An 18,976-nucleotide genomic window follows, 5' to 3' on the forward strand; every position below is an offset into this window, starting at 1 on the left:
TGACCTGCCATGAGTGAATACCATATTGAAAAACCCTCTGAAAAATTAACTGAAACCTTTCAATCCAGGCATGATTTATGGGTTGGAAGGAACTATTTCAGAAATAGGAACTATGAAACCACCTATAACACAGTAGATATGACTTATTCCCTTGGCCATTCATTTGAATCCATAATTGAAAGCTTTGATTTTCCAGTTATCACCAGGCTTAAACTTGAACCCATAGACAAACAGAAAACTGAAAGAATTATTGCGAGTCTTTTGGCCTCGAGACACGCTGAAATGAAGTTCCACTATGGAAAAAAGAGTCATTTATACGAGGACCTCAAAAGAGAATCTGGAGAGGTAGAGTTTCTTTCAGATCGTGTGAGGAATCAGGGAAATTCTCTGTTCCATATGGACCTTTCATTCAGGATCAGTGGAAAGGACCCTCTGGATCTTAAGGATAATGCTTACAGGTTTGAGACTGCCATGAACTATCTTGGAATTGTAAATCGCAGAATCAACAACGTCAGCTACAGAACCATTAAAAATTCCTTTTCATTGAACAGAAGGAGAGATACTCCTTATATCATTGATTCAAGATCAGTTTCTTCCATACTGCCAGTATATTCAACTCCCAGCCCTGGAAAAGGTGTATTTGTTGGGATGGATTCTATTGATGAAAAACCTGTTTTCATTGATAGTTTTCAGAATGAGTCCTTCAATTCTGTAATACTGGGGGAAACCGGTTCGGGGAAGTCATTCTTCTCAAAGGTATTTCTGAGAAGATCGATTTCTTCCGGTAATGCAGACAAGATCTTCATTGTAGACCCCCTCAATGAATATAGCGCGGATATGTTCGGTCCAAATTCGGTGGAAATAAATTTCAGGAAAGGGGATATCCTGGAACTTTCCAGGGAGGGGCCATTGGATAATGATCTTATTTCTCCTCTGGCTTCCATAATATCCGGTACAATATATGGAGATGACGGAATGAGGAAAGATATTGAAAATGATATCAGATTTTATTCCGAGGAAAATTCAGGCACTACGATTTCCCATATACTTCACAGAATCTGGAGCAAATACGGGATGGATTCCAAAGGTTCGAAAACTTTCAATATCATCAAATCTCAGTCCTGGATGAGCAATGATACACGAGTGGTCATTTTTAAGACAAATATCCTGGAAGAGGAAACCTCCAATAGCCTCCTTCCGGAACTTATTCTTTCTATCTTTGCCTATTCCGTTAATAACCCGGAGACCCGGAAGATGCTGGTTATAGACGAAGCCCATCTGGCGCTTTCCAACAGACACACCTCAGGAATACTTTCCAACCTGAGCAGACATTCAAGACACTATATGCTTTCCATAGTCTCCATAACTCAGAGTTTGGATGATCTTTTCTTCCATCAGGAAAACCGGTCCCTTCTCGCCAACACAGCTTCAATATTTGTTTTCAGAACAAGGTCAATGAAAGGGGAATATGCTAAAATGCTTAATCTTGAAGGATTTGAGGAACCTGATTTTCACTCCCTCCTTGGAGGTAAAACTATAGATTATTCAGAATGTTTTCTTATAAAGAGAAAGAGGCTCATAAAACTCAGGATAATAAGCACGAAAGAGGAACGCAGAAAGGCAGGATAAACATTAATTCAAATAAAATTATAGTATTTCAATCAAAGCTGAAAATTTCATTGTATGCCTTCTTTTTCCTTTGCATCTATCAGTGCAATGGAAAGAAGTCCGAAAACAATCAGTACAATAACGAATGAATATAAACCTATATCGAACCAGGTGCCGTACATTATGGACCAGGCAAAATAGAATGCCAGCCCTACAACAACAAGTGACAGCCCAAGTATTTTGTAAAAGCCACCGTACTGGACCTTGGTTCTGGTTTCATCATTATTCTTCATCATGATTTTTCTTTACCTCTCTAATACTATGGGTAATTGAAACCCAGATATATCTTTTTATCGTTTTCGTAACATCATCAGAACCTCAATGGTATATGCTTGTAATAACAGGAGAATTTTCTAAGCGAATTCTATATAATTTTAATCCTGTGATTCAGTCATTGTATGTGCAGGATTATTGGTACAGCTGGTCATGTGTTTTTTCCACAAGCTGGATTTTCAAGATGAATGAAACGCATCTATCCCATATTTTTAAAAACAATATTCTTAAAAACATTATGAAATACTTTTTATGATCACCGTTTCACTGTAAAAAAATCAAGCAAGTATTGCAAAAGTTAATTGAATTTAAAGAATTGCGTTTTCTGATAGTTTATGTAAAGTTATTTCCCATGTTATCTGAGGATTATTTTTCCTTTTTTTTTAATATCCTCGTTTTCAAAGATTTTATATATATAATCCATTTTAAAATTAAGGATTTCCAGATTTCCCATTATTTTTGTAAGATCTCTTCGGTACATGTTTTCAAAATCGTCTATTTTTGTAACCAGAAGACCCACTATTTCCTGAAAAGATATCCTAGGACCATTCTGCGATTTTTCCAATACAGAAATATTTCTTGATACTTTCCTGAAATAGTCCTGGTCGTATAATCCTGTAACTCTTTCAGGGTCAATAATAATATCACTGGCCGAAACATATTTTGAAAAACATAGTCTGTGAGTTTTCTGTCTTCATTTCTTGCATTAATAGAGTCCTGTTCTACATTTGGAACAATCAGTCCATTTGTAAACATTATCTTCATTTCAGTATTTTCGCAGAGTGGAAATTCCAATATTCTCATCCTCTCTTCCATTTTTCCCTGCAGATATTCAAATATAGTAAATGGAATTGATCCTTTCAAACTCTGGATATTTTTCTCTATTTCAAGAAGCTTTTTGTAGATACCCGACTTAAAAATTTTGGTTGGGATGGCGTTATGATCAGTCGTAATAATTCATATATTAATGATTATAAAAATATATGCTGTGAAAATTTTTTGTAATTTTATTTTATAATTTCTTGTATAACCAGAATTATTGTAAGAGTTTGTTTTCCAGATTTAAGATCAATTTTTAAGATTTTAATATGGTACTTAACTAAAAATTCCATGAAATTATTAATTTATATATTATATGTATACCATTAATAATAATTGACTATAAGTCAAATCCAGGGCTATTTTTCTTTGAACATTTTGGGAGAAAGTTATATTTTTAAAAGTTAAAAGCAAAAATAGCCTGCAATATTAAGAAATATATGCAACATGATATGATGTAGCATTATAACCTGCTTTTTACAATTTTTTATGCATTTTTTAATTCCCATCTTTTAGATTTCGATAAATGTTTATTTAACTTCCTGACATATAGGTAGAATATGCAAGACCCGGCCCAACATTATTTTAAATGCACAGATAGAGAAAGAGCAGCATTCGAGGCGGGGATTAAACTGGGAACTATATACCACCAGTACGTGGGAATCCCCATAAATCTGACTAATCTGGAATCCCTTGAGAATGCTATCAGACAAAGTGTGCTGGTTCAGCCCTTCGTGAAGGAAGCTCAAGTTCGGATAGACAGGGACATAGTTAATAAAAGACAAGGGGTATACAAATACATTACACTCAGTGGAGATATGATGGATGTAAGCCTCACCATAAAGTACAGGGAAGAAGAAGTAAAGGCGAGATTGAGATATGTCCCTGATATGGATTACCCCCTCATGTATCTGGAAGGTGATTGAAATGGTGGCAGTAAAGATAGGAATCACTGGACCAGTTGGAAGCATTAAGGCAGAAGCACTTCAAAAGATAATGGATATGCTGATCAACGACGGCATGACCATTCAGGGTGTGCTTGTAAAAGAAATAGTCGAACATGGAAAGCTTAAAGGATATTCGCTCTTTGATATCAACACCAAGAAAAGGGTCATTTTCGCTGATTCTGATATAATTTCAAGGGTAAAAATTGACAAACTCGGGGTAGATACAAGGCTGCTTGAGGAGATACTCATACCAAGTCTCCAGAAAGCAAGGGAAGAAGCTGACGTAATTGTTATAGACGAAGTTGGAAAATTGGAAAATCTTACCAAAAATATTCAAAAAGAGATTGGGGAAACACTTAAGTCTGAGAAACCTCTTGTCGTTACACTGCACAAGAAATCCAGGAACCCAGTGTTGCAAGAGATAAAGGCACTGGAAGGAATAAGGGTCTTTGATATCACGCCTATAAATAGAAATCTACTCCCCTTCAGGGTGGTAAGAGTTATCAAGGGAGAAGAAGGTAGCTGATTGTTAATAAAAGAGGGGCTTGTCCAGATCCATGTTCCCGAGAATAGCCAGATAAATGGACCTGGTAAAGTTGGAGCCGGTTTCTATAACAGGTCACAGATCATAAACAGAGACCTTACGGTACTATTTATCAAACAGATTGGAATAAAGACTTTTCTTGATGGCTTCGGATCTACTGGGGCAAGAGGTCTTAGGGTTGAGAAAGAAACGGGATCCCAGGTAACGATTTGTGAAAAGAATCCTGAATCCTTTAAATATCTGGAAAGAAACTCTGTACTGAATAAAAGTTCAGCTACCCTTAAACTGAAAGATTTTAGCAGTGAAGTAAGGGAAGTCCCGTATGATTTCATTGACGTAGACCCTTACGGATCAGTTGTTAGATACGCGGACGACGCATTAAGGAATATTAGAAATGGAGGTTATGTTGCATTTACCGCAACCGATCTTTCAGCTTTGACCGGGTCTTTTCCATCAAAGACATTTCGAAGATATGCTGCTCATCTCCCCAACGATTCCACCCGACATGAAGCTGGAATAAGAACGCTTATTGCGTATCTGGCAAGAAGGGCAGCTGTATTTGATCGCTATTTGGAACCACAGATATCTTTCTGGAAATCTCACTATTACAGAGTCATAATTAAAGTGTTTAAGGGGAGTTCTGGATCAGATAAAATGCTTAAAAATATTGGCTTCCTGAACAAACACCTGGAGATATCCTCCATTTATCCCTCAATTGAAGAAGGGCCCTTGTGGACTGGAAAGATCAATAATGACAATATTCTGGCAAAGATGAATGTTCCTGAATATATTGAAGACCAGGTCAAACTTGAAAAGTTTCTTGAAATGATGCGTAATGAAGACATATGCAGATATTTTATAGATCTCAGGGATCTTGGAAAAACATTTAGGACTGATATTCCATCATTCGATGCAGTATTCCGGTTTCTAAGTAGTGTAGGCATACTTCATTTCGGGAGAACTGAGTTTTCAGTAACAGGTTTGAAAATAGAAAATGGGTGTGATATCTTCAGTAAGGATAGATTCAGTACCTTGGGCATACATTAGAGGTCGCAGATATGTCTGTTGTATTTTTACTGTAAGGGTTTTAGCAGTACATGTGTAAGGCACTTTGACTCTTTCTGGCAAAGGTATATAAAAACAGTACCTATATTCATCCCCGATGTTAAAAAACAGGAGCGTTGTCTCTATTGACGATGTGTCAAAAGAGGATATGAGTGAGATTTTTGAAACTTCAGATGAGATGTCAAGGCTACTTGAACAACAAAAACCCCTGAGATTGATGGAGGGAAAGATCATGGCTACACTTTTCTATGAGCCCAGTACCAGAACCAGGCTTTCTTTTGAAAGTGCAATGAACCGACTGGGTGGTTCTGTCATAACAGTTTCGGATACAGGAAGTTCATCCATTGCCAAGGGGGAAACACTTGCTGACACCATTCGAATGGCTGAATCATACTCTGACATAATAGTAATTAGGCATCCAATGGAGGGAGCGGCAAGACTTGCCTCCAGGTTTTCTTCAAAACCGGTTGTCAATGCCGGGGACGGATCTGGACAGCACCCTACCCAGACCCTTATGGATCTTTATACAATGAAGAAGGAAAAAGGTGAGATAGATGGTCTCAATATAGCAATGATAGGAGACCTGCGGTATGGAAGAACTGTCCATTCACTTATACTTGCCCTTTCGAAATTCCAGGTGAGCATCACCCTTGTCTCCCCCCAGATTCTCAGAATACCTGAACATATACTTGCAAGGCTGCCAAGGGGTTTCGAAGTCAATGTTACAGACAGCCTGTCAGAAGTATTGAAAAAAACAGATGTATTCTATGTAACCAGAATACAGAAGGAGCGATTCACTGACCTGAATGAGTATCAGAGTGTAATTGGTTCATACTCTGTTGATGAAAAAGCTGTTGCAGAGATGAAGGAAGACGCTATTATCATGCATCCTCTTCCAAGGATAGATGAGATAGCCTCTGAGGTTGACTATTCTAAAAAAGCTGCATATTTCAGACAGGCTGCAAACGGAGTGCCGGTAAGGATGGCGCTGGTATCAACAATACTGGGGTGAAAAAAATGGAACAGACGCTGAAAATTTCAAAGATAAGAGAAGGGACAGTAATAGATCATATTCCTGCAGGTAAGGCAATCAAGGTTCTTGCAATTCTGAAAATAGATGAGAAGGGATCCCAGACAGTTAGTGTTGGAATAAGAGTTCCAAGTGGCAGGATAGGTTCAAAGGATGTAGTGAAGATAGAGGGGAGATACCTTGAGAGATTTGAGGTTGACAAAATTTCTCTCATTGCACCTGAAGCTTCAATAAGCATAGTCAAGAATTATGAAGTGGTTGAGAAGTTCAGGGTTGATCTTCCGGAGAGAGTGACCGGAATAATAAAATGTTCAAACCGCAACTGCATAACTAATTCAAAGGAGCCTGTTCCCAGCGAGTTCTATGTTTCGTCAAAAAAGCCATTGGTTCTCAGATGCTACTACTGCGAGAGAAATATGCAGGAGAAGGATATACTTAACAACCTATGAAATAAATGGCTGATTCCTGATTCAGGATATCAGCTGGAGCCTGAGAAGTTCAAGAGCACCAGACATCCTTGTTGATACAACCTCAAGATCCCGGGCTATTCTTATATTAAGATTTTTTACTTTTTCCATTATCTGGGTTGTGGTTCCGTTTAAAGGGCCCAGGTAAATATCGTTGTCGTATTCCCTCAAATAATGGCTTATGCTTGTCAGTTCCATTATACCCGCCTCTGCAACATTTCTCTTCAAGTAGCTGTTCAATGAGGGTTTGACAACGAAGTTGAAATGTGTTATATTTCTGCTGGCAAGAAGCTTGGAAAATGCTATGTGAAGGGGCTGAGCGAACTTCCCTCCAAAGCCACTTACAAGTATGAATGAGTTGGACTTATCCATTTGCGAAAATATTTCTTTGGCTGTGATTGAGGGAGAAAAATCTTGTGGATTGTAGTCTATAATGGTTTCACCTATTTTTACAGGGTCTCTTTCCACAATTTTCACTTTATTTGCCCTCTCCTGATCATACTGAAACTTGCTGACAAGCTGAACTTCCATGTTCTCAGGCCCGACGATATCCAGCATGTCTTCGTTCCCGTAAGCATGACTGTTCACATGATAACCGTTCTCGTTCTTTACGACTGAATGATAAACTGCCCTTCTAAATTCCAACGGTACGATATTTTCAAGTATCTTCCTTCCTGCTGTTCCAAATGATATGATTGTATTATCGGCACGATCCGCATAGTAGTTTTTTACTATTTCCCGCGCCTGCTTTCCCATATTGTTATAAAATTCGTTTTCCATCTAAATTCCCCCATTTTTTTTATCGTTTTGTTCCTTAGTTCCCTTCTCCATGCCCAGATCTTCGTTGAAAATGTCTGAGACACTCTCTTCCAGATTTCTGTATTCACGGCGCCTTTTTGCTATCAGTTCTGAAATGATTCCCTTCTCCGTAGAGTAATTGATTATTTCGCCAAGGGCCCCACTGATTGAACCGAAGTATCCTTTCTCGACTGCAAGGCTAAGTGTTTCCAGCAGTTTTCTGTTTACGTTTACATTGGTCTCTGAAGGCTGAACAAAATGTGCCCTGCTTTTTGATATAAAATCGATTGCTGCGTGGCGGATAAATTCTGATCTGCTTCCAAAACTGCTGTTTTTCTCAAGAAATTCATCAATTTCCTCAAGATCAGCCTCCGATATGCGGATTGTAAGTTTTGTATCCTTCCCGTCCAATCGATTTAACCTCACCCTTCTATTCGTATGGAAGTATTTAAATTTTTGTAATGTATGGACAAGATATGTACAGAGTTTCTCATATTATATTATTAAATATACACAATAATAGAATATTTTCTTGAATAAATATAACATAGTAGCATTAAATGCTTAAAATTGTCATACACATTATATTGCATGTACATCTTTATTGCATTTACTATATATTTATATTTAAGATTTAGACCATCCCCCTATATTTTTAAAAATCTTCTTTTGAAATATTGAAAAAACTTGTTTTCAAGAAAACAGTCAAAGTATTAATAAAGCTGTTTAATAACATGCTATGGTTCAGGAAAATTACGAAGCCCTTTTGAAGAGGGGAGAAAAGATTCTATCAAAATCAAACAAAAATATGGACAGACTGAGGATACCTGATCCCGATATTATTTATGAGGGAAAAGTGACCATTGTGAGAAATTTTGGAGATATGCTCAGCTTAATTAATAGAGATCCCAGGCACATAACCAAATTCCTCATGGGTGAGCTTGGAATCGGACTTACTCTAAATGGAAAAAGACTCATAATAAACCGTAAGGTTACACTGGAAGAGTTCATGTCAAAAATGAACATGTACATGGACACATTTGTCATGTGTTATGAGTGCAATTCACCGGATACAGAGCTTCAGAAGGTTGGAAGAACCACTGTACTTGTCTGCAAGGCATGCGGAGCCCAGCACCCCATAAGGTTGGGAAGAGAATCAAAGGAAAACGACACCAATATAGAAGAGGGCAAGCAGTATACAATACAGATTACAAGCATTGGTCCTTCAGGTGAGGGCAGAGGCATATTCAGGGGATACAATATTTTTGTCCCCGGTGTGAAGAAAGGTGAAACAGTAAAGGTCCTAATAAAAAAAATAAGAAAAAATACAGCCATAGCAGAAGTTGTAGACCGTGAAAAATGATGATTTTGCAAAAAAGGTTGTGCTGGACACAAACTCCCTTATTTACTCAGTAAAATCTCATGTGGATCTGCTGGACCAGGTTACCTATCTCCTGGGCAGATGTGAAATAATTGTACCCAAATGTGTTATTGACGAATTGAGAGGTTTATCAACGGGCAACATTGATGCAAAAACTGCCCTGATGATGCTGCAGAGATTTACAGTGGTAGAATCAAAGGGAAAAGGAGATCTGTGCGTATTTAACACAGCTTTAGAGATCCAGGCATACGTGGTAACCAATGATAAAAATCTGGCAATGAAACTTCATGAAAATGGTTTAAGGTGCATGATGTTTACTGCGAGAAAAATGCTGACATACTGGAATTTTAGATCATTCCGCTGATTCAACTGAAGTTTCGCATAAACATATTATGTTTCTGGCTATACCCACTAAAATGAAAAGCATAGACCCTTATGATTACTGGACATTGAAGACCATCAAGCGTATAATGGGAAAAAATCCATGGATTTCACTATCATCAAGGGAGCTTGGAGAAAAACTCTCTGTTAGCCAGCAATCCGCCTCCAGAATCATTCTTAAACTCATAGATAAAGGTTTCCTTCAGAGGAAAATAAAGGACAGGAGACAGAACCTATCCATTACTGATGCCGGTTTGGATATACTCTTTTATGAGATGAATGATTTGGCTTCAGTTCTTGAAATAGAGAAAACCATGGAAATACGTGGAAATGTCATCAGTGGCTTGGGAGAGGGCAGATACTACATATCACGCAAATCTTACATTATCCAGTTTCAGGAAAAACTTGGTTTTATACCATTCCTTGGTACCCTTAACGTTAAAATAGATCCGGAGAACGAGGGAAAACTTCGAAGATTGCGAAATTCAACGGGAATTCACATTGACGGGTTTGTTACAGATGACAGGACATTTGGACCCGTAAAGGCGTTCTTAGGAAGTATTGAAGGACTGCAATGCGCAGCCATACTTCCTGAAAGATCTGTTTACAGTGATGTACTTGAGATAATATCTCCTTTCTATCTGCGCGAAAAACTGAAACTGTCAGATGGGGCCAGTATAAGCCTCTTTGTAAATATATGACCGGTTCTGTTATTCAGAATTCCACATCAATTTTTCCCGTTTTAACCTCTTCAACAAGTTTGTTGAATTTTTCCATGACCTTCTGGCGATCCATTCCACATTCATAATTTTCCATATAAATCTCAAAGCTTTCCTCCTCCTTTTCTGGAATTCCTTTGAAGATCTTAGAATACCCACAAAATTTTTCAGCATCAAAATTCAGCCTGTAGATCACTTTAATTGTCACATCATGTTCCTTCAGGAAGATACTTTCATCCAGATAATCATCCATGTTACTCCTATTGTTGCAAATGATATAATTATTCCATTTCAAACTGGGTTTTCATGGTTCATGGGATCTGGTTTCAAAAATATTCTTCAAGTCCTTTTTCCCATGGAACCATTATTTTTTCTATTTCTATGTTGATTCTTTCTCTTCCATCATCAGTAATTATGATCCTGTCTCCATCTGTTGTCCCAAGAAAAGTATGGTGAATTCCTTCCACTTCTTTGAGAAACTGTTCCTCATTTTTCCTATCAATCTGCACTATGAACCTGTTGCCACCCTCTGCAAACAGTTTGTGCACAGTGCGTTCTCCGGAGACCCATGAAATGTCTGCCTTAACCCCTATTCGGTTGCCAAATGACATTTCACAAATTGATGAAAATAGCCCTCCTTGAGAGATGTCATGGCATGCTTCCACTATGCCAGAATCCTGTATCTTTTCTAGTACATAAGTTATTTTTTCCAATTCTTTCAAATCAAGTGGTGCTATGCTCTGCCCTTCCATACCCAGGAACTCCAGATATACACTGCCTCCGAGATTGGTTTGAGGTTCCCCTATTACATAAATGTCTTTTCCTTCAGAGGTAAAGAATGATGGGACATAGTTCCTTACATCATCAATTATACCTGTCATCATAATGGTTGGAGTTGGTTTTATATTTTTATGGGCAGACTGATTATAAAGAGATACGTTCCCTGCAACAATGGGGAGGGAGAAACGTCTGCAGAAATCACCTATGGCCCTGACTGATGATACCAGCTGGCCCATAACCTCCGGTTCCTCTGGGTTGCCAAAATTCAGCGAATCCACAACAGCGTGTGGTCTGACCCTTGCCGCCACAAGATTCCTGTAGGCTTCACACATGGTGTGCAGTGTACCGTTATACGGATCTATTTTAACCATCCTATTCAGTGAACCTGAAGTAATACCCAGTCCTCTAAAGGATGTATGAACCGGTTTTATTATGGCACAGTCTGAGTGGGTCTCATGATTGGGGTAACCCTGTTCTGGTCCTACCACCGTATTTCCTCTTACAGTGTGATCATACTGCCTTGTGACAGGGAATCTTGAAGAGTTGAGGTATGAAGACATGAATTTTACAACAAATTCATTGAGATCTGAAGGTTCAGGGGGCATAAGATACTGGTTTGCTTTTACCTTGTTTTCTATAAAATTTCTGCAATACATGGGTCCGGATGTTAAAAAGGATAAATCGAGATTGAGTATCTCTTCACCGTGAAACTTCAGGATAAGATTCTCCCCCTCTTTAACTGTCCCTATAACAGAGTACTCCACATCCCATAATTCAAATATTTTTTTCAGTTTTTGGAGATTTGAAGGATCAATTGCAAGCAGCATCCTCTCCTGGCTTTCACTGACCCATATCTCCCAAGGTTCCATTGAATCTTCCTTCAGGATTACATTTGCAAGATCGATCTCAGCAGATGTACCTCCTGCAAAACATATCTCGCCTGCGGAGCTTGACAAGCCTCCTCCGCCCAGGTCTTTCATCCCGTCGATCAGGCCAGCTTCATTGGCTTCCAGTACGGCGTGTATAAGCGGCTCCTTGATTATGGGGTTTCCAAGCTGTATTGCCCTTTTGCTCTCCTCGGTGTTTCCAGACATGGATTTCGATGCAAAATTAACGCCATGGATTCCGTCCCTTCCGGTTCGTCCCCCGGCCAGCACCAGAAGATCTCCAATTTTACTTATCCTGCTCCGTGAGAGGTTTTCCTTCTTCATTATGCCCACGCAACCAACATTTACAAGGGGAATTCCTGAAAATGATCCATCAAAATCTATGGAACCGGCAACTGTAGGTATCCCAACCCTGTTTCCATAATCCCTTATGCCTGACACTATTCCATTCATTATATAGCGTGTGGAAAGTCCTCCCTTGACCGGTTCATCCGGTTTTCCGAAGTACAGTGAATCCACCAGTGCAACAGGTTGAGCCCCCATGCAGAGCACATCTCTCAATATTCCACCGACACCTGTAGCAGCACCGCCATATGGCTCAACTGCACTTGGATGGTTATGGCTCTCCATCTTTACAACATATGAGTGATCACTGTCAAATTCAACCACTCCGGCATCGTCCTCCATAGCCAGTATTGTGTATGGAGTCTTCAATCCTGACAGGTACTTCTTCAGATAAAATTTAGATGATTTGTAGCAACAGTGCTCGCTCCATGCCTGTGCCATTGCCTGAAGTTCGATATCAGTTGGGTCCCGGTGGAGGTCCTGGAAGTAGCTCTGCAGCATGTGGAGTTCGTCTTGACTCAGCCCTAGACCCATCTCATCTGATAACTTCTTGAGCTGTGAACTGTCCAGACCGATTATGCCCACCGATTTCCTGAAACGGGTTTTTGTATCCATTCATTCACCTGTTTTTGTGATTGTGTAGCTGTTTATCACAGGATTGGAAAGTAGATCTCTTGCCAGTTTTTCAACCTGTATAAGGGCATCCTTTTCATTTTCGAAGATCAGATCGTAAATTCTTGCCATCTTTACATCCGAAACAGAATTATAGCCCAGAATCTTTAAATTCCTCCTGACAGTCAAAGCCTCAGGATCTTCCACCCCTGGTAGATACCTGACCTCAACTCTGAAAGTAACCATGAGACAGTATTGTAGAGAAACTATAAAATCTTCCAGTTTCAGGATCTCTTTATGGATCTTATGATGTCCCCCAGGACAACTTCAATGTTGGATGACTTTTCAGCGACAGTTCCAGTAACTATGATATCAGCACCTGCCTTTGCGATTTTCCTGGAGGCTTCAGGAGTTCTTATCCCTCCACCTACTATAATTGGAAGTTCTACAGATTCACGCACCTTTCTCACAGTATCCGGTTTTATGTGACTTGGTGATCCGCTTCCTGCCTCCAGATACAGGAGCTTTAGGTTAAACATTTCCGCAGCAATGGCGTATGAGATGATCTCTTCGGGTTTTTCCTCATCCAGAAGATCTGCCTCCCCTATTCTTCCAACAGTCATACCTGGCTTTAAAATCAAATATCCCATTGAGATAGTTTCCATATCTACCTTTCTCAGTATTGGGGCAGCTTTTGCCTGGTGCTTTACAATGAATTCCGGATTTCTAGAATTCAAAAGGGTCATGAAATAAATAGCATCAGCTTTGGTACTCAGCATGGATGAAGAACCTGGAAATATTATGATCTTCTTGTCCGTTACCTCCCTTATCTTGGCTATTGTGCAGTCCATGCTTTTAGCGTCAATTTCTGTGGAACCTCCTATCATGAAAAAGTCTGTGCCTGCCTGGTCGGCCTTTCTGGCAATTAATGCAGCCTTTCCTGCATCCTGTGAGGCTGGATCTATTAGCGTCATGTGAATCCTGTCGTTTTTAAGTTTAGCCATTATCTCATCATATACTTTCATGCCAGACCACCTACAAAGAACGCAGCCAGCCCCAGTATCATAGCATACTTTGAAATCTTTTGCCCTTTTTCCGGATCACCGAATAGCACATATACTGATATCATGAAGAAAATATCTGAAACCAGAACAATAAGCAGATAGTAGATGGAAAATATCTTGAGATAGTATGGAAGAAATGATATGATTACTGCCAGCACGGTGAAAAATGCTGCAAAAACTGAGGAGACCTCTTTTCCATATCTTTTTGGGAGTGTTTTTCTGTCCACGTCTCCATCCATATCCTGAACATCCTTGGTAATCTCACGTGCCAGATTTGCCAGTGATGCCATCCCGAAGAGAAGAAACATCCTCACAACAGAGTCCACAGCTATGCCTCCGAATATGAATATGAGACCAACAAGCACACTGATGGTGATATTTCCGGTAAGTCCCAGTTTTTTTGTATACAACTCGTATGTGATAAGCAGAACTTCAGCCACAGCGACCAGAACAAGTGCTATTGGCGATATGAACAGTATGGATAGAACAAGGGAAATTATGAAGAATATAATGAAGATCATCTTTGCATCTGGGATCATTTCCGGAAACTTTACCAGTGATCTCTCCGGATGATTCACCCTGTCAGTGTCAATATCCACAACATCATTCATTATGTTTCCAGCAGAAATAACCAAGAAAACTATAGTGGCTGCAGAGAAAATGCTGAGATAAAAATGGCTAAAATCAAGACCTGTGCCGATTATGGCCGATACAATGGTAGCCAATATACCCATTATTCCGTTTATTGGCCTGATTACATCTACCCATCTATTCATTATTCAAGTAGGTTAACACCATGAATTATATGTTAATTTGCGTATGATTCTGTTTTGTCTTGCATATCAACCAAATCTTATATGAATCTGACATTTACAGGTACGTATGGAAAAAAGTTCAAAAATATCAGGATTCTATAAGAAAACACCGGAAGAAAGGCTTCAGATAGTGGGTTGTTTTTCTGATTTAAATGAAAGTGAGAAACAGATTTTGAGGAATACCGGATCAATGAAAATGGAACTTGCAGATAAACTCGTTGAAAATGTTATCTCCACAATGGAGATTCCACTGGGTATTGCCACAAATTTTATCATTAACGAAAAAGAATATCTCATTCCAATGGCAGTGGAAGAACCATCGGTAATAGCCGCCTGTTCCAATGCTGCCAGAATTGCCCGGGAAAGTGGTGGCTTCAGATCAGAATCCACCAGTCCAGTTATGATTGGACAGATACAGATAGTTGACATCCCATCTTTGGAAAAAGCAGTTCAGTCTCTTTCGCTGAAAAAGGAAGAAATACTCAGGGAGAGCAATACAAGGAGCCAGACACTGTCTAAGATGTCAGCCGGTGCAATAGACATGGAAATTAGAACCTTCAACAAAATTAATGACATGATTGTTGTGCATATTTTTGTCGATGTAAGGGATGCAATGGGGGCTAATGTGGTAAATACCATGTGCGAATACGTTGCACCAATTGTAGAAAAGATCACTGGTGGAAGGTCTATTTTGAGGATTCTCAGTAATCTTTCAGTCAGGCGGATATCCAGATCAAAGGCAATATTTAGGAAGGACCTGGTAGGAGGTTCGCAAATTGTAAAAAATATAGTTAAGGCCAGTGAACTGGCAAATATCGACCCTTTCAGGGCAGCAACGCACAATAAAGGAATAATGAACGGTATTGATGCTGTTATACTGGCAACTATGAATGACTGGAGATCAGTTGAGGCAAATGCACACACCTACGGCCATGTGACAGGCAATCTATCTCTCACCAAGTTTGAGGAGGACGAAAACGGGGATCTTGTGGGAAGCATTGAAATACCAATGGCTGTTGGCACAGTTGGCGGTACAACCGGTACAGTGGAAAAGGCGAAGATTTCCAGAAAGATTCTCGGGGTTGAAAATTCCTCTGACATGGCAAATGTTCTCGCCGCAGTGGGACTTGCACAGAATTTTGCAGCCTTAAGGGCATTGTGCGATGAAGGCATACAGAAGGGCCATATGTCACTCCATGCCAGAAATATTGCACTGGAAGCTGGATCAAGACCTGAAGAGGTTGATGTAGTTGTCAGTGAGATGCTGAAAGAAGGCACAATAAATAGGAAAACTGCAGAGAGAATTGTCAAGGAGATGCGGAATAAATCAGATGAGTAAACTGTTGATCAACAACCGGTGCAAAGAACTTGTCTGATAAGTGCCAGCTGAAATTATGGTTTCAATCAAGGGCAAAACTAAACCTCATGTCAACTGTACTTTTAGATCAGAGAACAATAAATTCTTCCATAGGACCATTCTCATGTTTTAATGCAGCTTCATTGATATTCCTGTCACATTTGAACCTAAATTAATGTTTCCAAAACAACAATTTATAAACGAGTTATTGATAAATAGGCAATATACCCCAAAGGAGTTAGATCAAATGGATGAAATAGAACAGGCCATAAAGAGTGGAGATACTTTTCTGCAAAAAGACAAATTCATGGATTCTATCAGAGAATACACCAAGGCCTATGAACTGATGAAAGAGGATAATGGCGATAAAGCGGAATTATGCTACAAACTTTCACAGGCATATTATGCACTTGAGCCAAAAAATACAGAAAATTCAGGTAAATTTGGAAAGGAGTCCCTTGCAATACATGAAAAGTTGAAAGAAACTGATATGATAGTCATGGATTATCTTAATCTGGGATACATTTACATGGATGCAAAGAAACTTGAAGAGACCGATCAATTCTTCTCTTTAGCAATAAAAAAGGCTGATGAAGCCGAAGATCCTGTACTGTATTCAATGAGCCTCAATGCCCTTGGAGAGCTTTATTCCAACTGGAAGGGAAGAACAGCAAAAGCACTAGAGATTTACAATAAAGTTCTTGAAATATCAAAGGAAGTGGAGGACTGGGACAACTATTTCGAGGCAATGAGGGGGAAAATATCAATTGAAAGGGAGAAAGACACTGACAAAGCGTTTAAACTTTCAATGGAAGCTCTGGATTTCATAGATAAAATAAGTTCAAAAATTAAGAACAAAAAAGAGAGGAAAGAATTTGTAAAATCAATGGAATTCATGTATGACCTGGCAAGCGATATGGCCATGGAAAAGGAAGATGTCGATCAGGCCATGAAGATAGCCCAGAGACTCGATTCTGTGTAAATTCATTCTTTGTTGTACTGCACAGTGTATTCTTTTAGGAAGTTGCGGATATCTATCCCTTCCTCAGACATCACTGCCATAAGTGCAACTTCAAAATTTATCAGTTTCATGTACTCCATTATTTCCCTGGATCTTGATATTGCCTCTTTCTTTGTCATTTTCCCTGATGCGGAAATTGCATCAAGCATCCTGTCCACAATTGGTTTATCAGTGTTTTCTGCAAATAACTGATCTGGATTTATCTGGAAATCCAGCGGAACTATTATACCAGATGTACTGAAATTGGGAAAAATCTTCATCTCTTTTTCAATAAGAAGAGATTCTTTTATGCTTTCCTGAATAAATTTTTCTATCATATCAGGATCCATCAGCTTCCTCTTATAAGCTATTGTAGTGATGAAATCCTGTCTTGTAAGTCCGTTTGGACTGTTTTTCCTTTCTGTGGCCACAAGAGCAATTATTCTTCTGGCTACGTCTCTGTTCATTGAACCTGATTGCTTTCATGGATTAAACAATTTTTATGACTGGAAATGTAATGATCTACCATGGGATCAATTATTGAGGAGATACTTTCAGGTGAAGTTATAAACTGCGATTTGGAAAAAAATAGCAAATATTATGTCATACTTTTCTGGTCTCCTTCAGACATCAGAGGAATTAGGCTTGCAAATTATTTCTCCATGAGGAAAAAAGAGTTTCAGGAAGGGGGACTATCAATTATAGGGATTATAGTACCTGAAGCAGCCTCTGAGAAAGAGAGAAAATATGTTACATGGATTTTAAAGCATTATGAAATAAATATCTGCTCTGTGGTGGATAATGATCTTTATCTGTGGACATATTTCAACAACCAGTTTTTACCAAACATTATCATAATGGACCAAAATGGTAATATCCTGGAAGAATCCAGCGGGTCCGAAAATAGAGGATCAATTGAAGAAAAAATAGATGAAATAATTGGAGTGAAAAAGACTTCACTGGGTGAATTCTGGAATATTCATTTTGTTGAGATGAAGTATATTCTAAAAAGCGAAGATTTTACAGCAGAATCCAGTTTCAAAAAAATTGTATATTCCAATGACGATAATTCAGTGACTCTTTTCGGTGAATGGATTCTGGATAGAAGCGGCTTTCCCGCCTGTCAAGGTATTTGCAGCATATCCCTGACCGGAATAATAAAGGAAGCATTCCTGGCAATTGAATCTCCTAGAAAAGAGAGAGTATTATATGATTCAGAGGGTAATGTCATGGAAAGAGAAATTGAGGGCTTCAACCTTATAAGCCTGGATATTGGTAAAACCCCACAATTAAAAAAAGTAGAGATAAAAGTTGGAAAAGACGTTAAACTATATTCAGTTCAATTTTAAAATTTTTAATTGAGTTTTTTGATCTCTTCTTCTATTTCCTTGTAATTTGGTTCTTTTCCAGGATCCTCACTGACCCATTTGTATTTTACAATGCCGTTTTTATCCAGTATGAAAACCGATCTCTTGGATGCAGTAAGTCCTTTGGCTCCAACAAAATCGTGGTGAAGAACGCCATAAGTTGTGCTTATTTTCCTGTCTCCATCGCTGAGTAGGTCGAATTCAAGTTTGTTGACCTTTGCAAATTCTGCCAGCGAAAAAGGTGCGTCTACACTTATTCCCACAACTTTTGCCTTTAGTTTATTGAAGTTTGCCATTGAGTCCCTGAATGAACAGAGTTCTTTAGTACAGACACTGGTAAAAGCGCCGGGGAAAAACGCAAGTACAACATTCGATCCCCTGTAATCTGATAACTTCCTTGTTTTCAGTTTTGTATCCAATGCTTCAAAATCGGGAGCCACTACTCCCACATCAACTGACATGCTTTGTGATAACAATATGGGTAAAAAATCTTTTGAATTTTATGCGTGATCAATATTTTCTTGATCATTTCTTTATTCATCTAATTATAGAATTTATGAAATATCGTACTGGCATGGAAATGTATAACGCTTTGTGAGGTATAGAAAATATGATTTTGAGTTCTTCCTTCTCTATTCACTATTAACCAGCCAATAA

General features: G+C 38.9%; 23 protein-coding genes. 12 read left to right on the top strand and 11 right to left on the bottom strand.

Features of this window, described 5'->3' with window-relative positions:
- Window positions 1-9: 9 nt before the first annotated feature.
- Window positions 10-1,629, top strand: a complete 1,620-nt coding sequence (locus OXIME_RS04420) for a helicase HerA domain-containing protein (RefSeq protein ID WP_393970648.1) — start codon at window positions 10-12, stop codon at window positions 1,627-1,629.
- A 47-nt stretch (window positions 1,630-1,676) separates the two neighbouring features.
- On the opposite strand, the gene OXIME_RS04425 is transcribed toward OXIME_RS04420, so the two are convergent.
- Window positions 1,677-1,904: a hypothetical protein gene (locus OXIME_RS04425; protein WP_393970649.1), complete on the bottom strand. Its 228-nt coding sequence runs from the start codon at window positions 1,902-1,904 to the stop codon at window positions 1,677-1,679.
- 392 nt (window positions 1,905-2,296) lie between these two features.
- Window positions 2,297-2,506 (bottom strand): hypothetical protein, encoded by a 210-nt coding sequence (locus OXIME_RS04430; RefSeq protein ID WP_393970650.1) that lies wholly within the window; start codon window positions 2,504-2,506, stop codon window positions 2,297-2,299.
- Between the two features lie 814 nt (window positions 2,507-3,320).
- Here OXIME_RS04430 and OXIME_RS04435 point away from each other — a divergent pair.
- The 5 genes from OXIME_RS04435 (at window position 3,321) to pyrI (ending at window position 6,795) form a co-directional block, all read left to right on the top strand.
- A complete protein-coding gene (locus OXIME_RS04435) occupies window positions 3,321-3,686 on the top strand; it encodes a dihydroneopterin aldolase family protein (RefSeq protein ID WP_393970651.1) in 366 nt (121 codons plus the stop codon).
- 1 nt (window position 3,687) lies between these two features.
- On the top strand, window positions 3,688-4,233 hold the full coding sequence (locus OXIME_RS04440) for an NTPase (protein ID WP_393970652.1): 546 nt from the start codon (window positions 3,688-3,690) through the stop codon (window positions 4,231-4,233).
- On the top strand, window positions 4,234-5,298 hold the full coding sequence (locus OXIME_RS04445; protein WP_393970653.1) for a tRNA (guanine-N2)-dimethyltransferase: 1,065 nt from the start codon (window positions 4,234-4,236) through the stop codon (window positions 5,296-5,298).
- Window positions 5,299-5,413: 115 nt separating this feature from the next.
- Complete coding sequence (pyrB, locus tag OXIME_RS04450; protein WP_393970654.1) at window positions 5,414-6,328, top strand: aspartate carbamoyltransferase; 915 nt, start codon at window positions 5,414-5,416, stop codon at window positions 6,326-6,328.
- 5 nt (window positions 6,329-6,333) lie between these two features.
- Window positions 6,334-6,795 carry an aspartate carbamoyltransferase regulatory subunit gene (pyrI, locus tag OXIME_RS04455; protein ID WP_393970655.1) on the top strand — a complete coding sequence of 154 codons (462 nt, stop codon included), beginning with the start codon at window positions 6,334-6,336 and terminating at the stop codon, window positions 6,793-6,795.
- A gap of 21 nt (window positions 6,796-6,816) precedes the next feature.
- Here pyrI and OXIME_RS04460 read toward each other — a convergent pair whose 3' ends face one another.
- Both OXIME_RS04460 and OXIME_RS04465 read right to left on the bottom strand, forming a co-directional pair.
- The gene (locus tag OXIME_RS04460; protein WP_393970656.1) at window positions 6,817-7,593 is read right to left on the bottom strand and encodes a hypothetical protein; all 777 of its coding nucleotides are present in this window, start codon (window positions 7,591-7,593) and stop codon (window positions 6,817-6,819) included.
- A complete protein-coding gene (locus tag OXIME_RS04465; protein WP_393970657.1) occupies window positions 7,594-8,022 on the bottom strand; it encodes a ribbon-helix-helix domain-containing protein in 429 nt (142 codons plus the stop codon).
- A gap of 328 nt (window positions 8,023-8,350) precedes the next feature.
- On the opposite strand from OXIME_RS04465, the gene OXIME_RS04470 reads away from it, so the two are divergent.
- From OXIME_RS04470 to OXIME_RS04480, 3 genes are read left to right on the top strand one after another with little or no spacing between them, the layout of a single operon-like run.
- Window positions 8,351-8,974 (top strand): translation initiation factor IF-2 subunit beta, encoded by a 624-nt coding sequence (locus OXIME_RS04470; protein ID WP_393970658.1) that lies wholly within the window; start codon window positions 8,351-8,353, stop codon window positions 8,972-8,974.
- Window positions 8,964-9,356, top strand: coding sequence for a PIN domain-containing protein (locus tag OXIME_RS04475; protein ID WP_393970659.1), 393 nt, complete (start codon window positions 8,964-8,966; stop codon window positions 9,354-9,356). Before OXIME_RS04470 ends, OXIME_RS04475 begins: the two co-directional genes overlap by 11 nt.
- Window positions 9,357-9,408: 52 nt before the next feature.
- The gene (locus OXIME_RS04480; RefSeq protein WP_393970660.1) at window positions 9,409-10,074 is read left to right on the top strand and encodes a DUF120 domain-containing protein; all 666 of its coding nucleotides are present in this window, start codon (window positions 9,409-9,411) and stop codon (window positions 10,072-10,074) included.
- A gap of 13 nt (window positions 10,075-10,087) precedes the next feature.
- On the opposite strand, the gene OXIME_RS04485 is transcribed toward OXIME_RS04480, so the two are convergent.
- From OXIME_RS04485 to OXIME_RS04505, 5 genes are all read right to left on the bottom strand, one after another.
- Complete coding sequence (locus tag OXIME_RS04485) at window positions 10,088-10,345, bottom strand: hypothetical protein (protein WP_393970661.1); 258 nt, start codon at window positions 10,343-10,345, stop codon at window positions 10,088-10,090.
- Between the two features lie 73 nt (window positions 10,346-10,418).
- Window positions 10,419-12,719: a phosphoribosylformylglycinamidine synthase subunit PurL gene (purL, locus tag OXIME_RS04490; protein ID WP_393970662.1), complete on the bottom strand. Its 2,301-nt coding sequence runs from the start codon at window positions 12,717-12,719 to the stop codon at window positions 10,419-10,421.
- Entirely contained in the window at window positions 12,720-12,962 is a 243-nt protein-coding gene (purS, locus tag OXIME_RS04495) for a phosphoribosylformylglycinamidine synthase subunit PurS (RefSeq protein WP_393970663.1), read from the bottom strand.
- A 38-nt stretch (window positions 12,963-13,000) separates the two neighbouring features.
- Complete coding sequence (locus OXIME_RS04500; RefSeq protein WP_393970664.1) at window positions 13,001-13,741, bottom strand: geranylgeranylglyceryl/heptaprenylglyceryl phosphate synthase; 741 nt, start codon at window positions 13,739-13,741, stop codon at window positions 13,001-13,003.
- Window positions 13,738-14,556 carry a UbiA family prenyltransferase gene (locus OXIME_RS04505; protein WP_393970665.1) on the bottom strand — a complete coding sequence of 273 codons (819 nt, stop codon included), beginning with the start codon at window positions 14,554-14,556 and terminating at the stop codon, window positions 13,738-13,740. The genes OXIME_RS04500 and OXIME_RS04505 overlap by 4 nt, the downstream gene beginning before the upstream one ends.
- Window positions 14,557-14,662: 106 nt before the next feature.
- Between OXIME_RS04505 and OXIME_RS04510 the strand changes: the two genes are divergently transcribed.
- Window positions 14,663-15,934: a hydroxymethylglutaryl-CoA reductase, degradative gene (locus OXIME_RS04510; protein WP_393970666.1), complete on the top strand. Its 1,272-nt coding sequence runs from the start codon at window positions 14,663-14,665 to the stop codon at window positions 15,932-15,934.
- A gap of 265 nt (window positions 15,935-16,199) precedes the next feature.
- Window positions 16,200-16,934, top strand: coding sequence for a tetratricopeptide repeat protein (locus tag OXIME_RS04515; RefSeq protein WP_393970667.1), 735 nt, complete (start codon window positions 16,200-16,202; stop codon window positions 16,932-16,934).
- A gap of 2 nt (window positions 16,935-16,936) precedes the next feature.
- On the opposite strand, the gene OXIME_RS04520 is transcribed toward OXIME_RS04515, so the two are convergent.
- Window positions 16,937-17,419: a DUF2240 family protein gene (locus OXIME_RS04520; protein WP_393970668.1), complete on the bottom strand. Its 483-nt coding sequence runs from the start codon at window positions 17,417-17,419 to the stop codon at window positions 16,937-16,939.
- 60 nt (window positions 17,420-17,479) lie between these two features.
- Between OXIME_RS04520 and OXIME_RS04525 the strand changes: the two genes are divergently transcribed.
- Window positions 17,480-18,301, top strand: coding sequence for a hypothetical protein (locus tag OXIME_RS04525; RefSeq protein ID WP_393970669.1), 822 nt, complete (start codon window positions 17,480-17,482; stop codon window positions 18,299-18,301).
- 5 nt (window positions 18,302-18,306) lie between these two features.
- Here OXIME_RS04525 and OXIME_RS04530 read toward each other — a convergent pair whose 3' ends face one another.
- Complete coding sequence (locus OXIME_RS04530; RefSeq protein ID WP_393970670.1) at window positions 18,307-18,780, bottom strand: peroxiredoxin; 474 nt, start codon at window positions 18,778-18,780, stop codon at window positions 18,307-18,309.
- Window positions 18,781-18,976 lie beyond the last annotated feature (196 nt).

The sequence above is a fragment of the Oxyplasma meridianum genome, from assembly GCF_038024865.1.
Taxonomy (GTDB): Archaea; Thermoplasmatota; Thermoplasmata; order Thermoplasmatales; family Thermoplasmataceae; genus Oxyplasma; species Oxyplasma meridianum.